This is a genomic window from Stenotrophomonas sp. WZN-1 (assembly GCF_002192255.1).
In the GTDB taxonomy this organism is placed as follows: Bacteria; Pseudomonadota; Gammaproteobacteria; order Xanthomonadales; family Xanthomonadaceae; genus Stenotrophomonas.
Genome location: NZ_CP021768.1, coordinates 2,932,197 through 2,952,083, shown reverse-complemented (window position 1 = coordinate 2,952,083; position 19,887 = coordinate 2,932,197). Strand labels below are relative to the sequence as shown.

13 protein-coding genes are annotated in these 19,887 nt (G+C 66.3%); 9 read left to right on the top strand and 4 right to left on the bottom strand.

All coding sequences use genetic code 11. The features are described 5' to 3' along the window. Positions 1 to 88 precede the first annotated feature (88 nt). From CCR98_RS13945 to CCR98_RS13910, 8 genes are all read left to right on the top strand, one after another. Positions 89 to 1,126: a LacI family DNA-binding transcriptional regulator gene (locus CCR98_RS13945; protein ID WP_087923089.1), complete on the top strand. Its 1,038-nt coding sequence runs from the start codon at positions 89 to 91 to the stop codon at positions 1,124 to 1,126. A gap of 76 nt (positions 1,127 to 1,202) precedes the next feature. Then, positions 1,203 to 4,259, top strand: coding sequence for a TonB-dependent receptor (locus CCR98_RS13940; RefSeq protein WP_087923088.1), 3,057 nt, complete (start codon positions 1,203 to 1,205; stop codon positions 4,257 to 4,259). Positions 4,260 to 4,508: 249 nt separating this feature from the next. Continuing rightward, positions 4,509 to 6,113, top strand: coding sequence for a glucoamylase family protein (locus CCR98_RS13935; protein ID WP_053443299.1), 1,605 nt, complete (start codon positions 4,509 to 4,511; stop codon positions 6,111 to 6,113). Positions 6,114 to 6,117: 4 nt separating this feature from the next. Beyond that, the gene (locus CCR98_RS13930; protein WP_087923087.1) at positions 6,118 to 7,458 is read left to right on the top strand and encodes a sugar ABC transporter substrate-binding protein; all 1,341 of its coding nucleotides are present in this window, start codon (positions 6,118 to 6,120) and stop codon (positions 7,456 to 7,458) included. After that, entirely contained in the window at positions 7,455 to 8,336 is an 882-nt protein-coding gene (locus CCR98_RS13925; protein WP_005410323.1) for a sugar ABC transporter permease, read from the top strand. The genes CCR98_RS13930 and CCR98_RS13925 overlap by 4 nt, the downstream gene beginning before the upstream one ends. Then, positions 8,333 to 9,169, top strand: a complete 837-nt coding sequence (locus CCR98_RS13920) for a carbohydrate ABC transporter permease (RefSeq protein WP_006456347.1) — start codon at positions 8,333 to 8,335, stop codon at positions 9,167 to 9,169. Before CCR98_RS13925 ends, CCR98_RS13920 begins: the two co-directional genes overlap by 4 nt. After that, positions 9,166 to 12,333, top strand: a complete 3,168-nt coding sequence (locus tag CCR98_RS13915; protein ID WP_087923086.1) for a discoidin domain-containing protein — start codon at positions 9,166 to 9,168, stop codon at positions 12,331 to 12,333. The genes CCR98_RS13920 and CCR98_RS13915 overlap by 4 nt, the downstream gene beginning before the upstream one ends. A 2-nt stretch (positions 12,334 to 12,335) precedes the next feature. Further along, positions 12,336 to 13,220: an endonuclease/exonuclease/phosphatase family protein gene (locus CCR98_RS13910; RefSeq protein WP_087923085.1), complete on the top strand. Its 885-nt coding sequence runs from the start codon at positions 12,336 to 12,338 to the stop codon at positions 13,218 to 13,220. Positions 13,221 to 13,391: 171 nt separating this feature from the next. Here CCR98_RS13910 and rne read toward each other — a convergent pair whose 3' ends face one another. Further along, positions 13,392 to 16,664: a ribonuclease E gene (rne, locus tag CCR98_RS13905; protein ID WP_087923084.1), complete on the bottom strand. Its 3,273-nt coding sequence runs from the start codon at positions 16,662 to 16,664 to the stop codon at positions 13,392 to 13,394. Positions 16,665 to 17,071: 407 nt separating this feature from the next. Between rne and CCR98_RS13900 the strand changes: the two genes are divergently transcribed. Further along, positions 17,072 to 18,046 (top strand): RluA family pseudouridine synthase, encoded by a 975-nt coding sequence (locus CCR98_RS13900; RefSeq protein WP_087923083.1) that lies wholly within the window; start codon positions 17,072 to 17,074, stop codon positions 18,044 to 18,046. A gap of 98 nt (positions 18,047 to 18,144) precedes the next feature. On the opposite strand, the gene zupT is transcribed toward CCR98_RS13900, so the two are convergent. The 3 genes from zupT to CCR98_RS13885 form a co-directional block, all read right to left on the bottom strand. Next, a complete protein-coding gene (gene zupT / locus CCR98_RS13895) occupies positions 18,145 to 18,954 on the bottom strand; it encodes a zinc transporter ZupT (protein ID WP_014037815.1) in 810 nt (269 codons plus the stop codon). A gap of 98 nt (positions 18,955 to 19,052) precedes the next feature. Then, complete coding sequence (locus tag CCR98_RS13890; protein WP_008264832.1) at positions 19,053 to 19,469, bottom strand: energy transducer TonB; 417 nt, start codon at positions 19,467 to 19,469, stop codon at positions 19,053 to 19,055. Then, positions 19,466 to 19,816: a 4a-hydroxytetrahydrobiopterin dehydratase gene (locus tag CCR98_RS13885; RefSeq protein ID WP_006377739.1), complete on the bottom strand. Its 351-nt coding sequence runs from the start codon at positions 19,814 to 19,816 to the stop codon at positions 19,466 to 19,468. The genes CCR98_RS13890 and CCR98_RS13885 overlap by 4 nt, the downstream gene beginning before the upstream one ends. Between the last annotated feature and the right edge of the window lie 71 nt (positions 19,817 to 19,887).

Sequence of the window (19,887 nt, the reverse complement as noted above, 5' to 3'; positions counted from 1 at the left end):
GTCCATTTCGGGACATTCGCCTAACGGACTGTTTACAAGCCCAGATGGAAACGCTTACATTCCGCGCCAATGCTGGTAGGTCCAAGCCGTGGAGGGCGGCTTCGTGAACAAGGCAGCTATCACAATCAAAGACGTCGCACGCGAAGCCCGGGTCTCCGTGGCCACGGTTTCCCGCGCGCTCAACGGGCATGAAAATGTCGCCGAACCGGTCCGCCAGCTTGTACTGGAGGTGGCCGCCCGGCTGCGTTACACCCCGCACGCCGCCGCCCGCAGCCTGAGCAGCCGCCGCACCAATACGGTGGGCGTGGTGCTGCCCGACCTGTACGGCGAATTCTTCTCCGAGCTGATGCGCGGCATCGACGGCGTGGCCCGTAGCCGCCGCCAGCACCTGCTGGTGTCCAGCTACCACGGTGACCAGGAACAGCAGGGCGCGGCCCTGCGTGCCATGCGCGGCCGCGTTGACGGCCTGCTGGTGCTCTCGCCCTATGCCGAGAGCCCGGGCTTCCTGACCGACAACCTGCCGCAGTCGTTGCCGACGGTGTTGATCAACACCTATCTGCCCGGGCAGGACCACCCGGTGCTGAGCATCGACGACCATGCCGGTGCGATGGCGATGACCCGCCACCTGCTGGACGCCGGCCACCGCCGCATTGCCTTCATTTCTGGCCCGGACCTCAACTTCGACGCGCGCGAGCGCCTGCGCGGCTTCCGTGACGCGCTGGTGGCCTTTGGCAGTGGCGCCGAGGGCATCGAGCTGCCCGGTGATTTCGACGAAGCTTCCGGCCATCGCGCCGGTCAGGAGTTGCTGGCAGCCGGAGCGCTGCCCGATGCCGTGTTCGCCGCCAACGACATGATGGCCCTGGGCTGTCTGTATGCGTTCACGCAGGCCGGGGTCCGTGTCCCGGCCGATGTGGCCCTGGCGGGTTTCGATGACATTCCTCTGGCGCGTTTCGTCCACCCGTCGCTGACCACCATGCAGGTCAGCATCGCCGAGCTCGGCGACCGGGCCATGACGCGCCTGCTGCAGTTGATGGACGGCACCTCCACGGATGGGACAGGGGACAAGCAGACCCTGGTTCCCCGCTTGATAGTTCGCGATTCCACCACTCCGCCATCGGGCCGTTGAAGCCAGAGGCGTTCCTTCTTTTCTGATTGATCGCAGGGACCGCGCAAGCGGTTACCGCCACCCGGAGATTGAGTTGATGATGCATACCACCTTCCGCACGCCGGCGCGCCGGCTGCTGAGCACCGCGCTGGTCAGCTGCCTGATGCTGGCTGCTGCTCCGAACGTCATGGCGCAGTCGGCCAATGCCAGCCTTCGCGGCCAGGTCGCCGGCGCGCAGGCAGGCACCGAAGTCACCGCCACCAACGTGGCCACCGGTACCGTCCGTCGCGGCACCATCCGCGCCGACGGCAGCTATTCGCTGATGGGCCTGGATCCGGGCACCTACGACGTGGTCGCCAACGGCCAGACCCAGAAGGTCACCGTCACCGTGGCCTCGACCGCCACCCTGAACTTCGCCGGCGCTGCCAGCAGCACCCCGGGTTCGACCGCGGCCACCAACCTGGACACCGTCAACGTCGTCGCGCCGACCCTGCTGCAGGAAGTGCGCACCTCCGAAGTCGGCAAGACCGTCAGCCTGCAGCAGATCCAGACCACCCCGCAGGTGTCGCGCAACTTCCTTGAGTTCGCCGATGCGGTGCCGGGCCTGATCTTCACCCGTGACGCCAAGGGCAACACCTCGCTGCGCGGCGGTGCCACCAATGCCGATGGCACCAATGTGTACATCGACGGCGTGGGCCAGAAGAGCTACGTGAAGGGCGGCGGCGTCGCCGGCCAGTCCGGCAGCGCCGGCAACCCGTTCCCGCAGCTGGCCATCGGCGAATACAAGGTCATCAGCGGCAACTACAAGGCCGAGTATGGCCAGGTCTCCAGCGCCGCGGTGACCGCCGCGACCAAGTCCGGTACCAATGAATTCAAGGGTGAAGCGTTCTACCGCTACACCGATGAAGACATGCGCGCCAAGACCCCGGCCGAGCGCCAGGGTGGCAAGGACAAGATGGTTTCGGCCGAGAAGGAATACGGCTTCGCGCTGGGTGGCCCGATCATCCAGGACAAGGCCCACTTCTTCGTGACCTATGAAGCCAAGCGCTTCGACCTGCCGGTCACCATCGCGCCGGATGGCGCGGTCACCGGGGCCGCCGGCCTGCTGCCGCCGGCCGGCGCCGCCGGCCTCGGCCCGGCCAGCCAGCCGTTCCAGCAGGACCTGATCTTCGGCAAGATCGACTTCGAGCCGACCGACAACGATCGCATCGAGCTGACCTTCCAGGACCGTGACGAAACCCAGTCGCAGTTCAGCGGCCAGACCTCGCCGGAAGCGGGCCGCGAAGTGGTCAACACCGACCGTCGTTACGCCCTGCGCTGGAACCACAGCGGCGAGCGCTACTACAACGAGTTGATGCTCACCCACGAAGACTCATTCAACAATCCCAACCCGCTGACCCTGGCCAACGGCATCACCTACACCGCGCCGGACGGCCCGGAAGACCGCACCGTGGTGAAGATCGGTGGTGCCTCGGCCCTGGACTCGCAGGTGAAGGGCCAGAAGGGCTGGTCGATCGAAGACAACCTGACCCTGGATGGTATCCGGTGGGCCGGCGACCACACCATCAAGATGGGCGTGAAGTACAAGCAGATCGACCTGTACGCCTCCGATGCGGCGCAGATCAATCCGACCTTTACCTATTCGCTGGGCGATCCGGACTTCCCGGATTCCATTCCGTACAAGGCGCAGTTCGTCAAGCCGGTGACCGGCGTGTCGGGCGTGTCCGGTGAAGTGCGTTCGAAGTCCAAGCAGTACGGCGTGTTCATCCAGGACGACTGGCAGGTCAATGACCACCTGCAGCTCAACATCGGCCTGCGCTGGGACTACGAAAAGACCCCGTCCTACCTGGACTTCGTGACCCCGCAGCAGGTGGTCGACGCCATCTACTCGCAGGACCCGCGCGCCCCCGCCGGCCAGACCTACGCCGATTCGCTGGCGCTGGGCGGCCTGGACATCGGCGACTACATCAGCAACGGTCACAACCGCAAGGCGTTCAAGGATGCCTGGCAGCCGCGCCTGGGCTTCTCGTATGACATCAACGCCGATGAGCAGCACGTGATCCACGGTGGTGCCGGCCGTTCCTACGACCGCGACCTGTTCGACAACCTGCAGCTGGAAACGACCAAGCTGGCCCTGCCGCAGCCGACCATCTACTTCCGCAATCCGGCCACCGGCGCCTGCATCAACGGCCAGGCCGCCTGCTACGACTGGAACCCGAACCTGCTCAACGGCATCGGCAACCTGCAGTCGCTGGTCGGTGCGACCAGCAATGCCGGCCTGGAAGTGGACCTGCTGAACAACAAGCTGAAGGCTCCGTATTCGGATCAGTTCAGCCTGGGCATGAGCAACCAGATCGGCGACTGGCTGACCGACGCCACCATCGCCCGCACCCTGAGCTATGACGGTTTCGCCTTCACCCTGGGTAACCGTTACCCGACCGGCCAGTTCTTCGATGATCCGCGCCTGTGCGGTGGCACCGACCCGGGCCTGAGCCAGGCCTGGAGCTGCAACGTGCCGGGCTTCGGCAGCCTGATCATTGGCCAGCAGGGCATCAAGACCCGTGCCACCCAGGTCCTGCTGTCGGCGCAGAAGCCGTTCACCAAGGAAAGCGGCTGGGGCACCTCGATCGCCTACACCTGGACGACCGCGCGCCACAACCGTGACATCAACGAGAAGTACGCCTTTGACCGCGGCCTGATCGGCGACTACCCGACCATCCGCTCCAACGGCGCGCCGCGCCACCGCCTGGTGGTGACCGGTTCGTACGCGGGCTTCTGGGGCATCACCTTCGGCGGCAAGATCACCCTGGCAACGCCGACGGCTGTCAACGATTGGTACCCGGTGATGCAGGCCAGCGGCTACACCCTGCCGACCCCGCAGGCAGCCGTGCCCAACGCCACCGGCAAGTTCCTGGTGGGTGGCAAGATCTTCGGCTACCGTTCGGTCGACCTGCAGGCGACGAAGACGTTCAAGATGCCGGGCGATACCGAGCTGTACGCGCGTATCGACATCATCAACGTGTTCAACTTCGACAACTTCTCCACCTACAACTACGTCAAGACCAACGGCAAGCTGCAGGCCAGCTACAACGAGACCGGTGAAATCATCGGTACGCCGCGTCAGATCAAGGCCGAAGTGGGCTTCCGCTTCTAAGTCCGGATGTAGATGTACGACCCGATGCCTCCGCTCCGGCGGCGGCATCGGGTGCGTGAAAACGGCAATGGCCAGCTCCCGCGCTGGTCCATTGCTCACGCCGCTGCCGGGCAGGGGGCATCGGCGTGGGCAATGATCGCGGTGTCAAACCACGTTTTTCGTGGTTTTTTCAGGACGCATCTTGTAAACGATTTCAGATCATTGGACGGTATGCTTTCCCATCGATCAGACCACCGGAGAAATCGCGCCATGCAGGCACGCCATCTGTTGTCCGCCGCAGCGTTGAGCCTGGCCGTGGCCGCCTGCCAGCCGGCCCAGCAGGAACCTGCCAAGCCGCGGCCGCCGGTGATCCTGATCGAGGCCGACGCACCGCCACGGCCGATGAAGCCGGTGCTGCCGCCGCTGTTCGATGACATCGAGCGCCGCACCTTCCAGTTCTTCTGGGACACCACCAACGAGATCAACGGGCTGACCCCGGACCGCTACCCGTCGCGGCCGTTCGCCAGCATCGCCTCGGTCGGCTTCGCGCTGACCGCCTATCCGATCGGCATCGAGAACGGCTGGGTCAGCCGTAACCAGGCGATCGACCGCACCCTGACCACGCTCAAGTTCTTCCGCGACGTGCCGATGGGCCCGCAGCGCACCGGCAAGGCCGGTTACAAGGGCTTCTACTACCACTTCCTGGACATGCAGGAAGGCCGTCGCTACGACAGTTGGGTCGAGCTGTCCTCGGTGGATACCGCGCTGCTGATGATGGGCGTGCTGTTCGCGCAGTCGTACTACGATGGCGACGATCCGCGCGAGAAGGAAATCCGCCAGATCGCTGACACGCTGTACAAGAAGGTCGACTGGCCGTGGCTGCAGCAGCGCGCACCGCTGATCTCGATGGGCTGGTTCCCGGAGAGCGGTTTCATCGACCATGACTGGATGGGCTACAACGAGGCGATGATGGTCTACATCCTCGCCCTGGGCTCGCCGACGCACCCGGTCAGCCCGGACGCTTGGACGGTGTGGACGCGTACCTACGACAACGACTGGGGCGTCTACCAGGGGCAGGAATACCTGTCCTTCGGCCCGCTGTTCGGCCACCAGTACAGCCACGTCTGGATCGACTTCCGCGACATCCAGGACGCGTACATGCGCGAGCGCGGCAGCACCTATTTCCTCAACAGCCGCTCTGCCGCGCTGGCCCAGCGCGAGTACGCCATCGCCAACCCGATGCAGTGGAAGGAGTATGGCGAGAACGTGTGGGGCCTGACCGCCAGCGATGGTCCGCAGAACACCACGCAGGAGTACCGCGGTGAGCAGCGCCAGTTCCGCCACTACTCTTCGCGCGGCGCTGGCCTGCGCGAGAACTTCGACGACGGCACGATCGCCCCGACCGCCGCGATCGCCTCGGTGGTGTTCGCCCCCGAGCAGGTGATCCCGGCCACGCTGGAGATGCACAAGCGCTTTGGCGACTACATCTATTCCAGCTACGGCTTCCTGGATTCGTTCAACCCCAGCTTCAACTACGACATCCCGATCAAGACCGGTCGCCTGGTGCCCGATCGCGGCTGGGTCGCCAGCGACTACATCGCCATCGACCAGGGACCGATCCTGACCATGATCGCCAACTACCGCGACGACTTCGTCTGGGAAGTGATGAAGAAGAACCCGTATATCCGCAAGGGCCTGGAGCGGGCCGGGTTCAGTGGTGGCTGGCTGGCGCCGGAAGGCTCGTTCCAGCCGCTGGAACTGCAGAAGGACGAAAAGGCCGCGGCGGCACGCGCGGTGGGTATCGCCGAATCACGCGCGGCTGCCGCGCAGGAACAGAAGAACAATGCCAACCGCACCACAGGCCAGGGCAAGTAACCCGATGCCGAACTGGATCGACCGCCTGCGCCGCTGGGCGCTGCCTGCCCTGGCCGCACTGGCCGTGGCCGGCTGCGCCCGTACCGAACCGGGTACCACCACCGTGCGTTTCTGGGCGATGGGCCGCGAGGCGGAGGTGGTCAGCGAGCTGATCCACGAATTCGAGGCCGAAAACCCCGGCATCAAGGTGGATGTGCAGAACATCCCGTGGACCGCCGCGCACGAGAAACTGCTGACCGCGTTCGCCGCCGACGGCCTGCCGGACGTGTGCCAGCTGGGCAACACCTGGGTGCCGGAGTTCGCCGAACTCGACGCGCTGACCCCGCTGCAGCCGTTCGTGCAGCGCTCCACCGTGGTCGATCCGAAGGACTATTTCCAGGGCATCTGGGATACCAACGTGATCCACGGCGAGCTGGTCGGCGTGCCGTGGTACGTCGATACGCGCCTGATCTACTACCGCAAGGACCTGCTGGCCAAGGCCGGCTACGACCACCCGCCGCGCACGTGGCAGGAATGGCAGGAGCAGATGGCGGCGATCAAGCGCATGCAGGGCCCGAACCGCTATGCGGTGCTGATGCCGATCAACGAGTTCGAGCAGCAGCTTTCGCTGGCACTGCAGCAGCCCGATCCGCTGCTGCGCGACGACGACACCCGCGGCAATTTCGCCAGCCCGGGCTTCCGCCGCACGCTGGCCTTCTACGCCAACATGTTCGAGCAGGGCTGGGCGCCGAAGATGTCCGAGACGCAGATCTCCAACGTCTGGGACGAATTCTTCCGCGGCTTCAACGTGTTCTACATCTCCGGCCCTTGGAACATCCGCGAGTTCAAGAAACTGCAGCCGAAGGAACTGGAAGGGCAGTGGGGCACCGCCGCGCTGCCGGGGCCGGATGGTCTGGGTGCGGGCATCGCCGGTGGCACCAGCCTGGTGATCTTCCGCAAGTCGCAGCAGAAGGAGGCGTCCTGGAAGCTGATCGAATTCCTGTCGCGGCCGGAAATCCAGGCGCGCTTCCATTCGATCATCGGCGACCTGCCGCCGCGCCGCAGTGCCTGGAATGCGCCGTCGCTGGCCAATGACCCGCTGGCAGCCGCGTTCCGCGATCAGCTGGAGCGGGTCAGGCCGACGCCGAAGGTGCTCGAATGGGAGCGCATCGTGCAGGAAATGCGCATCGTCACCGAGAAAGTGGTGCGTGGTGGGCTGCCGCAGGACAAGGCCGTGGAAGAGCTGGACCAGCGCGTGGACAAGGTACTGGCCAAGCGCCGCTGGATGCATGAACAACAACGCCTGCAGGAGCGCGCGCCGTCGCCGCAATCAAGCAGCGCCGTGGCCGCCGGGAGCGCGCAATGAAACGTACTTCGCTGGCCGGCTGGATCTTCGCCGGCCCCTCGCTGATCGTGCTGGGCGTATTTTTTGGCCTGCCGGTCGCTTCGGCGCTTGCGCTGAGCGTGACCGACTTCGACCTCTATGCGCTGGCCGACAGCAGCAACCTGCGCTTCGTCGGCTTGGGCAACTACATCGACCTGCTGCAGACGCCGATGTTCTGGAAGTCGCTGTGGAACACCACCTACTTCGTGCTGATCGGCGTGCCGTTGTCGATCGGCGTGTCGCTGGGCGCGGCGATGCTGCTCAACGCGCCGGCCGCGCGCTTCAAAGCGCTGTTCCGCACGGCCCTGTTCGCACCGGTGGTGACCACACTGGTGGCGGTGGCGGTGATCTGGCGTTACCTGTTCCATACCAGCTATGGCCTGGTGAACTACGGCCTGGGCCATCTGGGCATCAGCCCGATCGACTGGCTGGGTGATCCCAACTGGGCGATGCCGACCATCATGCTGTTCGCGGTGTGGAAGAACTTCGGCTACAACATGGTGATCTTCCTGGCCGGCCTGCAGGCGATTCCGCATGACCTGTACGAAGCGGCGCGCATCGACGGTGCCTCGCGCTGGAAGCAGTTCCTGCACATCACCCTGCCGATGCTCGGCCCGGTGCTGCTGGTGGTCGGCGTGATTACCGTGTCCGGCTATTTCCAGCTGTTCGCCGAACCCTACGTGATGACCCGCGGCGACCCACTGCAGAGCACCGTCAGCGTGCTGTATTTCATGTTCGAGGAAGGCTTCAAGTGGTGGAACCTGGGACGCGCCTCCGCCGTGGCGTTCCTGCTGTTCCTGATCATCCTGGCGGTGACCACCGTGATGCTGCGTTTCGGCCGCAAGAGGCAGTTGGTATGAGTCGTGAAATCGGCCAGTCGCGCTGGTACCCGTGGATGATCAATGGTGCGTTGCTGGTGCTGGCCCTGGTCAGCCTGGCACCGCTGCTGTGGATGGTCTCGGTCTCGTTCATGCCGCAGGGCGAGGCCAGTCATTTCCCGCCGCCGCTGCTGCCGTCGAGCATCACCACGCACAACTACCATGAGCTGTTCGCGCGTACCGGCATGGGCGGCAACTTCGCCAACAGCCTGCTGGTTTCGCTGGGCATCACGATCGGCTCGTTGCTGCTCAACACCATGGCCGGTTACGCCTTCGCCAAGCTCAATTTCGTCGGCCGCGAGCGCCTGTTCCAGGTGCTGATGGCGGCGCTGGTGATTCCGGCGCAGGTGGCGATGCTGCCGCTGTTCCTGCTGATGAAGCAGCTGGGGCTGGTCAACAGCTTCGGCGGCGTGATCGTGCCGGCGCTGGCCAGCGTGTTCGGCATCTTCCTGGTACGCCAGTACGCGCGATCGATCCCGGACGAACTGCTTGAAGCGGCCCGCATCGACGGGGCAGGGGAGCTGCGCATCTTCTTCCAGATCGTGCTGCCGATGCTCAAGCCGGTGCTGGTGACCCTGGCAATCTTCACCTTCATGGGCGCATGGAACGATTTCATGTGGCCGCTGATCGTGTTGACCGACCAGGAGCACTACACTCTGCCGGTGGCGCTGGCCACCCTCTCGCGCGAACACATCATGGACGTGGAAATGATGATGGCCGGCGCGGTGGTCACCGTGGTTCCGGTGCTGGCGCTGTTCCTGGTGCTGCAGCGGTACTACATCCAAGGTCTGTTGCTGGGGAGCGTCAAGGGATGAAGCGAGCGATCGCCGTTGGACTGGGACTGTTGTGGACCTCCCTGGCGATCGCCGCACCACCGGCACTGCCGGCGCCGAAGGTGCTGGACGACTTCGACGATATCGGCGCCTGGAAACTGGTGCTGTCCGACCAGGTCAGTGGTTCGCTGCGGCCGGTCAGTGGTGCCGGCGGCGGCCGTGCGCTGTGCCTGGACTACGACTTCCACAAGGTCTCCGGCTACGTCGGCATCCGCCGCGCGCTGAACATCGACTACCCGGTCAACTACCGTTTCGGCTTCCAGCTGCGCGGTGATTCGCCGGCCAACGACCTGCAGTTCAAGCTGATCGACGCCAGCGGCGACAATGTCTGGTGGGTCAACCGCCCGGGCTACAGCTTCCCCAAGGCGTGGACGCCGGTCGAGTACCGGCGTCGCCAGATCGACAAGGCGTGGGGGCCGTCGCCCGAGAAGGAGATGGCAGGCAGCGCCGCGGTCGAGTTCACGATCTACAGCAAGGTCGGTGGCCGCGGCACGGTGTGCTTCGACAAGCTGACCCTGCAGGGCCTGCCGCCGCAGGATGATTCGGCGCTGGTGCCATCGGTGATCGCCGATACCGCCACCGCGCTGCAGGACCGCATGATCGATGGCAAGGGCGACACGTTCTGGATCAGTGGCGGGGTCAAGCAGCAGACCATCAGCCTGGACCTGCACAAGAGCCGCGAGATCGGTGGTGCGGTGATCGACTGGCTGCCGAACCTGGAAGCCAACCGCTACACCGTGCGGACCTCCGAGGATGGCCGGGACTGGCGCACCGTGCGCGAGGTGACCGGCGGCGCGGGTGGTCGCGACTGGCTGGCGCTGCCGGATACCGACGCGCGCTACGTGCGCTTCGATCTGCTCGATGGCCCGAACTGGCGCTATGGCATCCGTGACATCACGCTCAAGCCGCTGGCCTTCGCCGCCACGCCTAACGCATTCCTGTCCTCGGTGGCGGCCGACCTGCCGCGCGGCTCGCTGCCACGTGCGTATATGGGCGAACAGCCGTACTGGACCCTGCTCGGCCTCGATGGCGGCCAGGAACAGGCGCTGATCAGCGAAGACGGTGCGCTGGAGCCGGCCAAGGGCAGCTTCAGCATCGAGCCGTTCATCCGCCTCGACGGCAAGCTGCTGGACTGGTCGAAGGTGGCCATCACCCAGTCGCTGCAGGATCACTACCTGCCGATCGCCAACGTCGACTGGGTGCATGAGAAGGCAGGCCTGGCGGTGACCAGCTTCGTGCAGGGCACGCCGGAGCGCGCGCAGTTGATCGGTCGCTATCGGCTGAGCAATCCGGACAAGGTGGCGCATGAATACACCCTGGCGCTGGCGATCCGGCCGTGGCAGGTCAATCCGCCGACCCAGTTCCTCAACACCGTCGGCGGCTTCAGCCGCATCGATGCGCTGGATGTGGGCGAACAGCTGGTGCGCATCAATGGCGAGCCGCGCATCTATCCGCTGCAGGTGCCGGATGCCCGCTTCGCCAGCACGTTCGATGGCAAGCTCGATGCGATGCATCTGGCGTCCGGAAAGTACCCGGCCAGCACGGCGGTGAAGGACAGCACCGGCATGGCGTCCGGTGCGCTGCTGTATACGATCAAGCTGGAACCCGGCCAGAGCCGCGAAGTGGCGGTGGTGCTGCCGCAGACCGGTGGTTGGGCGCCACAGGCACTGGACGTGGCCAAGGCACAGGCGCAGGTGGCCGAGCAGTGGCGGCAGAAGCTGGGCGTGGTCTCGTTGCAGGTGCCGGCTGCGGGCCAGGCACTGGTCGACACCCTGCGTACCGCAGTGGCGCACATGCTGATCTCGCGGGTTGGCCCACGCCTGCAACCAGGCACGCGCTCGTACGCGCGCAGCTGGATCCGCGATGGCGCGATGATTTCCGAAGGCCTGCTGCGCATGGGGCGCAGCGATGCCGTGCGCGACTACATCAACTGGTATGCGCCTTACCAGTTCGAGAACGGGAAGGTGCCGTGCTGTGTCGATGCACGTGGCAGCGACCCGGTACCGGAGAACGACAGCCATGGCGAGCTGATCTACAGCATTGCCGAATATGGGCGTTATACCGGTGACAGCACCTTTGCGGAGCTGATGTGGCCGCATGTGCAGGGCGCCTACCGCTACATGGAGCAGCTGCGCGCCAGCGAGCGCACGGACGAGAATCGTGCACGCAATCCGGCGTTCTACGGGATGATGCCGGCCTCGATCAGCCACGAAGGCTATTCGGCCAAGCCGATGCATTCGTACTGGGACAATTTCTGGGCGTTGCGCGGCTACAAGGATGCGGCATCGCTGGCGGCCCAGCTGGGCAAGGTCGAGGCGATGCAGATCGCCGAATCGCGTGACCAGTTCCGTGATGACCTGCAGGCTTCGCTGCTGTCGGCGATGCAGCAGCACAACATCGATTACCTGCCAGGCTCGGCCGAGCTGGGCGATTTCGATGCGACCTCGACCACCATCGCGCTGGCCCCGGGCGGTGAGCAGGGGCGCCTCCCGCAGCAGGCGTTGGACGCAACCTTCGAGCGCTACTGGAAGGAGTTCGTGGCCCGTCGCGATGGCAAGCGCGAGTGGAAGGACTACACGCCCTATGAGTGGCGCAACGTAGCTGCCTTTGTCCGCCTGGGCTGGCGTGATCGCGCCTGGCAGGCGACCGAGTTCTTCTTCAAGGACCGTGCGCCGCAGGCCTGGAACCAGTGGGCCGAAGTGGTTTCGCGCACGCCACGCAAGCCGTTCTTCGTCGGTGACCTGCCGCATGCCTGGGTGGCCTCGGACTTCGTGCGCTCGGCCCTGGACATGTTCGCCTACAGCCGTGACATGGACGATGCACTGGTGCTGGCCGCCGGCATCCCGACCGCCTGGCTGCAGGGCGAGGGCATCGCGGTGCAGGGCCTGCGCACGCCGCAGGGCCAGCTCAACTACCGCCTGCAGCGCAGCGACAAGCAGCTGGTGCTGGAGGTGCAGCCGGGCCTGGTGCCGCCGGTCGGTGGCGTGGTGCTGCCGTGGCCGTATGTGGGCGATCCGGGCGAGGCGACCATCAACGGCGAAGCGGCCGAGTGGGTCAACAAGGAACTGCACGTGCACCAGTTGCCGGCGCGGGTCGAGATCGACGTGCCGAGCGCGGTGCGCCGCGCCGAGCGCAAGGGGCAGTAACGATGAAGCAACAGGGGGAGCGGGTGCGCGCGACGGTGCGCGCCCTGGGGCTGGCCATTGCATTGGCATTGCCGGGTGCCGTGATGGCGGCCGAGCCAGCCGCCGCGACAGCGGCTGACGTCGCCACCGCGCCAGGCATGAGCATGGTGACCTTCAACCTGCATCACGACCGCGAGGATTGGCCGAGCCGCCGCCGGACCATCCTGGCCGAACTCAAGCGCCTGCAGCCCGACGCCATCGCGCTGCAGGAAGTGATCCAGCGGCGCAACGTGCGCAACCAGGCGCAATGGCTGGCCAGCCAACTCGGCTACAAGTACGTGTTCGTGTCCACCGATCCGGTGGGCGCACCGAAGCGCTACGGCAATGCGTTGCTGACCCGGCGGCCGATCCTCGCCCAGGGGGATCATCTGCTGCTGCCGTTGGACGACTACCGCACGGTGGCTCACCTGCGCATCGACGTCGACGGCACGCCGGTGAACGTCTATGCCACGCATCTCAACGAGCGCAGCGACGAGAATGGCCAGCGCATCCGTCGTGCCCAGGTTGAGGACCTGCTGCGCTTCATCGCCACCACCTCAGCCGATGCACCGGTGGTGATTGCCGGCGACTTCAACGCACTGGTGGATGCCGGCGACCTGAGCGAGCTGCGCAGCCATTACGGCGACAGCTACGGCAGCGTGCACGTCAACACCGACCTGGCCGGCGTGAGCACCTTGAATCGGCATTATTACCAGGCGCCCTCGCGGATCGACCACATCTTCTTCCAGCAGGACGGGATGGTCGCGCGCGAGGCGAAGCTGCTGTTTGACCAGCCCGATGACAACGGTCGCTGGGCCTCGGACCACTACGGCGTGTGGACCCGCCTGCAGTTCGCGCCGGCGCGCTGATGTCCTGGCAGGTGCCAACCTTGGTTGGCACGGGCGTGTCCGCGTTCGCTCCAACAACGGCGCCAACCAAGGTTTGCCTCTACCAGAGCGCTGCACGCGCCCGACGCACAAACAAAAACGGCGGGGATCATCGATCCCCGCCGTTTCGCTTTCTACGCGATCAAGGCGCGATCAGTTCGCCGGCGGCATGCGCTTGGCGGCGTCTTCGTCTTCTTCCTCGGCCTTGGCTTCGGCGGCCTGCGCGGCGGCGTCGGCGTGGCCATCGGCGACCGGATCGATCGACGGCGTGACCACCGCCTCGGCGACCGGGGCAGCGGCTTCCACCGGCGCAGCTTCGACCGCCACCGGAGCAACCGGCTGTTCGGCGACCGGTGCGGTCTCGACGACCGGCTTGGCTTCAACCGCGGGAGCGGCCTCCACCACCGGGGCAACCTCGACCGCCACCGGCTGGGTTTCAACCACCGGGGCCGCTTCAACAACCTGCGGCTTCGATTCCACGATCGGAGCGGTCTCGGCCACGACCGGCTTCACTTCGACAACCGGAGTGGCTTCAGCGACCGGGGCAACCTCAACCACCACCGGCTTCGCTTCGACCGCCGGGGCTGCCGCTACCACCGGCTGGGCCGGGGTCGCAGCGTCGATGGCATCGAGCATGCTGGTCTGCACCGGCGACGCCGCCGGTTCGGCCTTGGCCACGGTTTCGACCGGAGCCTGTACCTCGGCCACGATCGGCGCAGGGGCATCGACCACGGCGCTGCTCACCACCGCGACCGGCGCGGCGACAACAGCGGCGGCGGCGCGGGCCGGCTTCTCGGCTTCGGCAGCGGTCGGTTCGGTTTCGTCATCGAAATCGAATTCCGGCTGCGAACGGGCCGGCTGAGCAGCGGCGACCGGAGTGGCCCCAGCAGCGCTGTCGTTGCTCGGCTCGGCGACATCAGCGGCATCGGCGTCATCACTGTCGTCCGCGTCGTCCTGGTCATCGCCCAGGCCGTCGTTGCCGGCAGCGTTCTCGCCGCCTCCACGACGACGGCGACGGCCACCGCGACGGCCACGGCGGCGGCGGGTCGCGCCTTCACCGGCCTGCTCGCCGTTGGCGTCGAGGGCAGCCTCTTCACCGGTCACGGCAATCGCCTCGGCCTCATTGCCCGCGTTGGCAGTGGTGTCGGCCGGTGCAGTGGCTTCCGCCGGAGCGGAGGTTGCCGGTGCAACCGGCGCCACCGGCGCAGTGGCTTCCTGAGCGGTCACCACGTTGGCGGCGACCGCCGTGGCGGCCACGGCGGCAGCTGCGGTCACGGCCTCGGCCGGTGCTTCGGCGGGGCTGCGCTGCGGCTTCTCGGCCGGCTTGTCACCCTCCTGCTGCTGGCGCGGCTGCTTGGGCTGCTTCAGCTTCGGCTGCTGCTGGTTCTGGTTCTGGCCCTGCTGCTCGTTGCGCGGCTTGTTCTGCTGCTGCGGCTGCTGGCCGTCCTTCTGCTGCGGCTCCTTCTGCTTGCCCTGCTGCGGCTGCTGCTGGGCATTGCCGTTGCGGCCATCCTTGCGCTGCTCACCGCGCTCCTTGCGGTTGCCGCCATCCTTCTGCTGCTGCGCATTGCCGTTGCCGCCGTTGCCACGGTTGTCGTCGCGGCGATCCTTGCGGTCCTTGTTGCGATCCTTGTTGCGGTCCTTGCGGCCGCCGTCCTGCTGCTGGCGGGCGACAGGGGCCGCCGGTGCCGGTGCCGGCGCCGGTTCGCCACCGAACACGCGCTTGAGCCAACCGATCACGCCGCCGCTCGGGGCCGCTGCAACCGGCGCTGCCACGACCGGGGCCGGGGCCGCTGCGGCCGGCTCCACTTCCTCGCGCACCGGGGCGGGGGAGGTGTGCTTGACCTGGGTCACCGCCGGCGGCGGGATGTTCAGCTGGCCCTTGGTCAGGGCGTGCACCGGCAGCTTGCGCGGGGTGCCGCGCTGGTAGCTGGGCTTGTTGCTCTCTTCACCCAGCTCGTTCTCGCGCAGGCGGGTGACGGTGTAGTGCGGGGTGTGCAGCTGCTCGTCGGCGACGATCACGATCGGCGCTTCGTGGCGCTGTTCGATCTCGCGCAGGGCGCTGCGCTTCTCGTTCAGCAGGTAATTGGCGATCTCCACCGGGGCCTGGACCAGCACCTGCCCGGTGTTCTCCTTCATCGCGTGCTCTTCGGCGACGCGGATGATCGACAGCGACAGCGACTCGACGCTGCGCATGCGGCCGTGGCCGTCGCAACGCGGGCAGACGATCTGGCTGGATTCACCCAGGCTCGGGCGCAGGCGCTGGCGGCTCATTTCCAGCAGGCCGAAGCGCGAGATGCGGCCGACCTGGACGCGGGCACGGTCGTACTTCAGCGCGTTGGCGAGGCGGTTCTCGACTTCGCGCTGGTGCTTGTTGGAGGCCATGTCGATGAAGTCGATCACCACCAGGCCGCCCAGGTCGCGCAGGCGCAGCTGGCGGGCCACTTCCTCGGCCGCTTCCAGGTTGGTCTGGAACGCGGTGTCCTCGATGTCGCTGCCCTTGGTGGCGCGCGAGGAGTTCACGTCGACCGCGGTCAGTGCTTCGGTCTGGTCGACCACGATCGAGCCGCCCGACGGCAAGCGCACGTTGCGCTCGTAGGCACCTTCGATCTGCGATTCGATCTGGAAGCGGTTGAACAGCGGGATGTCGTCCTTGTAATGCTTGAGCTTGCGCAGGGTCTGTGGCATCACCTGCTGCATGAACTCGCGGGCGTGCTCGTACATCTCCTCGGTGTCCACCAGGATCTCGCCGATGTCGGCGCGCAGGTAGTCACGCAGTGCGCGCACGATCAGGCGCGATTCCTGGTAGATCAGGAACGGGGCCGGCTTGCTCAGCGCGGCTTCGGCGATGGCGCGCCAGACGTTGAGCAGGTAGTCAAGGTCCCACTGCAGCTCTTCCGCATCGCGGCCGACGCCGGCGGTGCGGATGATCACGCCCATGTCGTCGGGGATGTTCAGCTTGTCCAGGGCGTCCTTGAGGGCGGCCCGGTCTTCGCCTTCGATGCGACGGGAGACACCGCCCGCGCTCGGCGAGTTCGGCATCAGCACCATGTAGCGGCCGGCCAGGGAGATGAACGTGGTCAGGGCGGCGCCCTTGTTGCCGCGCTCTTCCTTGTCCACCTGGACGACGATTTCCTGGCCTTCCTTCAGCAGCTCGCGGATGCCAGCCTTGTTGTGGTCGACACCGGCCTGGAAGTAGTCGCGGGAGATTTCCTTCAGCGGCAGGAAGCCATGGCGGCCACCGCCGTACTCGACGAAGGCGGCTTCCAGCGAGGGCTCGATGCGGAAGATCCGGCCCTTGTAGATGTTGGACTTCTTCTGTTCCTTCGACGGCTGCTCGATGTCGATGTCATACAACGACTGGCCATCCACGATGGCAACACGCAGCTCTTCAGCCTGCGTGGCGTTGATCAGCATTCGCTTCATTGTTGCGTTCCTCGCAAGCGGCTACCGCGCGGAACGCCATGGGGTTTCGCCTCTGGACACGGTTCGCCGCCCATTCGCGCAAGCGCGGGGAGGGCGGCTTGGGTTTCCAGCGCTACGACACCACGGCAGGCCGCGGGAGCGCTTCACTCTTATGGGTTTTGGGGTGTTACAGGCCGCAGGCAGCTGTCAGCCAGGCTGGAGCGCCACGCGGGACATGTTCAGCACGGTTGCGTGTCAGGCATCCGGCGATGGCCGGGAAGGCCGGTGAGCCGCTAACATGGCCGCCCCGCGGGCGGTGGTCGCGCACTGTGCCGGATTCGTCGGAAGCTGGGCTTCTGGCCCTGAGTAACTTCCAACGAAATCAATCCCTTATCTCGCCCCCCGAGTGTAACAGAATAAACAGCCTGATGACTGCCCAAGACCCGACCAAACCCGCTGGCGACAAGCCTTCCGTGCGCATGATCACCGTTCCTGCCGACCGCGCCGGCCAGCGCCTGGACAACTTCCTCCTCGGCCAGCTGAAGGGCGCCCCGCGCAGCCTGGTCTACAAGCTGGTGCGCAGCGGCCAGGTGCGGGTGAATGGTGGCCGCGCCAAGGCCGAACGCAAGCTGGAGGCGGGCGATGAGGTGCGTGTGCCGCCGGTGCGTCTCAGCGAAGAAGGAGACAAGGCCGCTCCGCCGGAGGCGTTCATGCGCCGCCTGGAGCAGGCCATCGTGTTCGAGGATGCCCGTCTGCTGGCCCTGAACAAGCCCACCGGCGTAGCCAGCCACGGCGGCAGCGGCATCAGTTTCGGTGCCATCGAGACCCTGCGCGCCCTGCGCCCGGGGCAGACCCTGGAGCTGGTCCACCGGTTGGATCGCGACACGTCGGGCCTGCTGATCGTCGCCAAGAAGCGCTCGGCGCTGAGCGAGCTGCAGGCGCTGCTGCGTGAAGACCACGGCGCCGGCATCCGCAAGCGCTACCTGACCCTGCTGGCCGGGCGCATGCCCGACGGCGTGATGACGGTCGATGCGCCACTGCACGTGGGCCTGCGCCAGGGCGGCGAGCGCCATGTGCAAGTCAATGCGATCGGCAAGGAATCGATCAGCCACTTCCGGGTGCTGGAGCGTCGCGGTGGTCATTCCTACTGCGAAGTGCGCATCGAGACCGGCCGTACCCACCAGATCCGCGTGCATGCCCAGCATCTGGGGCATCCGGTGGCCGGTGATGACAAATACGGCGATCCTGCGGTCAACAAGCGGCTTCGTGAGCAGATCGGGCTGAAGCGCCTGTTCCTGCACGCGGCCTCGCTGGAGTTCGCGCTGGACGACGGCAAGAGCCCCTACGTGCTGAACGCGCCGCTGGCCGATGAGCTGGTCGAGGCGTTGGATCGGCTGCGCTGAAAGTGGCGCCGGGCGCCGGTCACTGCCGTCGGGCACGGCCTGGCGTTACCTGGGGGCAGTAGTTCCACGCCAAGCATGGATGCGGCTTGCCGGTCCGCTCACCACTTGAACAACACCAGGCTGATCGCCAGCGTGCCCATGCCTGCGACCAGTCCATAAACCGTCTCGTGGCCCTTCGCATAGCGCTTGGCCGCCGGCAGCAGCTCATCCAGCGCCAGGAACACCATCACGCCGGCGATCAGCCCGAACACCCAGCCGAACGTGGCGTGCGACAGTGATCCGGACAGCAGCCAGTAGCCCAGCGCCGCGCCCACCGGTTCGGCCAGGCCCGACAGCAGGCTGGCGCTGAACGCATAGAACTTGTTCTGGGTGGCGAAGTACACCGGCACCGCAATGGCGATGCCCTCGGGGATGTTGTGGATGGCGATGGCGAAGGCCAGCGGCATGCCCACCGACGGGCTCTCCAGCGTCGCGAAGAACGTTGCGAGCCCTTCCGGGAAATTGTGCGCAGTGATCGCGATCGAGGTCAGCAGGGCGACGCGCTTCAGGTACTCGCGGCTGTTCTCGCGGAACGCCGGGTCCTGCTTGTCCAGGCTGTCATGCGGGTTCGGAATGAAGTGGTCGATCAGCACGATCACGATCACGCCCAGCAGGAAGGCCAGGGTGCCGTAGGTGAATCCAGTGCGCTCGCCATAGGCCAGTGCGAACGACGCAATGGACTTGTTGAGGATCTCCGACAGCGACACATAGACCATCGCGCCGCCGGCGAAGGCCAGGCCGAAGGCCAGCAGGCGCGGGTTGGGCCGGCGCGAGAACAGCACCAGCAGGCTGCCGATCGCGGTGGCGAGGCCGGCCGCGAGGGTGACCGCCAGCGCGATCCAGATGTTTTCGGGGGGAATCTGCAGCATCTACCGACGCGATCCTGGTCAACAGACGACCGCCCCGGGCAGGGCCGGGGCGGCGAGGGCGAGGCGGGCGTCGGCTGGCCTCGTCGGGGTGCGCGCGATCAGCCGCCGCGGCGCAGGCGTTCTTCGATGGCGAAGCACTGGTCCGGCTTCGGCTGCGGCGGGTTGAAGCTGACCGGCACCTGGATGGTGGCCGGCACCGGCTGGCCGTTGCGGGTGGCGGCATTGAACTGCCAGCCCTGCACGGCGGTCTTGGCCAGCTCGTCCAGCTGCGGGTTGCCGGCGCCGGTCAGCAGCGCCACCTCGCTCGGCTTGCCGTCGGTGCCGATGGTCACCTTGAAAGTGCTGGTGCCACCCACGCCCATGCAGGCCAGTTCCAGCGGGTACTGCGGCGGTGGCGTCTTCACCGCGGCCACTTCGGTCGGCGGCGGCGGTGGCGGTGCAGGCGGTTCGGACGCGCCACAGCCGGCCAGGCCGGTCGCAGCGATCAGGGACAGGCTCAGCAAACGTACGTTCATGGCAGTTGCTCCGTCAGGGCCGAAGTCTTTGCCGCGCAGATGAAGTCGTTCTCGCTCAGGCCGCCCACGTCGTGGGTGGAAAAGCGCACGACCGCGCGATCGTAGTGCACGCCCAGGTCCGGGTGATGGTCCTCGTGGTGGGCAATCCAGGCCAGCGCGTTCACGAAGGCCATGGTGGCGTAGTAGTTCTTGAAGCGGAAGGTGCGCAGCAGCGCCTGGCCGCCCTCGCTCAGCTCCCAGCCGGGAACCTGCGGCAGCAGTTCGGCCAGGCGGGCTTCGCCGAGCTTGTGGTCGCTGCCTTTGCGTGGCACGCAACGGGCCTGGGCCAGTGGAATCAGGTCGGCCATGGGAATCTCCACCTCGTGTTGACTGAACAATGCGCCGGACGGTGTATAAACCGAATGAGCGGCTGACGCTT

What these genes read in the sequence shown, in the direction of transcription:
- CCR98_RS13910 (WP_087923085.1), top strand. Translation starts at nt 12,336, where the DNA reads ATGAAGCAACAGGGGGAGCGGGTGCGCGCGACGGTGCGCGCCCTGGGG.
- CCR98_RS13940 (WP_087923088.1), top strand. Translation starts at nt 1,203, where the DNA reads ATGATGCATACCACCTTCCGCACGCCGGCGCGCCGGCTGCTGAGCACC.
- rne (WP_087923084.1), bottom strand. Translation starts at nt 16,664, where the DNA reads ATGAAGCGAATGCTGATCAACGCCACGCAGGCTGAAGAGCTGCGTGTT.
- CCR98_RS13925 (WP_005410323.1), top strand. Translation starts at nt 7,455, where the DNA reads ATGAAACGTACTTCGCTGGCCGGCTGGATCTTCGCCGGCCCCTCGCTG.
- CCR98_RS13920 (WP_006456347.1), top strand. Translation starts at nt 8,333, where the DNA reads ATGAGTCGTGAAATCGGCCAGTCGCGCTGGTACCCGTGGATGATCAAT.
- CCR98_RS13935 (WP_053443299.1), top strand. Translation starts at nt 4,509, where the DNA reads ATGCAGGCACGCCATCTGTTGTCCGCCGCAGCGTTGAGCCTGGCCGTG.
- CCR98_RS13890 (WP_008264832.1), bottom strand. Translation starts at nt 19,469, where the DNA reads ATGAACGTACGTTTGCTGAGCCTGTCCCTGATCGCTGCGACCGGCCTG.
- CCR98_RS13930 (WP_087923087.1), top strand. Translation starts at nt 6,118, where the DNA reads ATGCCGAACTGGATCGACCGCCTGCGCCGCTGGGCGCTGCCTGCCCTG.
- zupT (WP_014037815.1), bottom strand. Translation starts at nt 18,954, where the DNA reads ATGCTGCAGATTCCCCCCGAAAACATCTGGATCGCGCTGGCGGTCACC.
- CCR98_RS13900 (WP_087923083.1), top strand. Translation starts at nt 17,072, where the DNA reads ATGACTGCCCAAGACCCGACCAAACCCGCTGGCGACAAGCCTTCCGTG.
- CCR98_RS13915 (WP_087923086.1), top strand. Translation starts at nt 9,166, where the DNA reads ATGAAGCGAGCGATCGCCGTTGGACTGGGACTGTTGTGGACCTCCCTG.
- CCR98_RS13885 (WP_006377739.1), bottom strand. Translation starts at nt 19,816, where the DNA reads ATGGCCGACCTGATTCCACTGGCCCAGGCCCGTTGCGTGCCACGCAAA.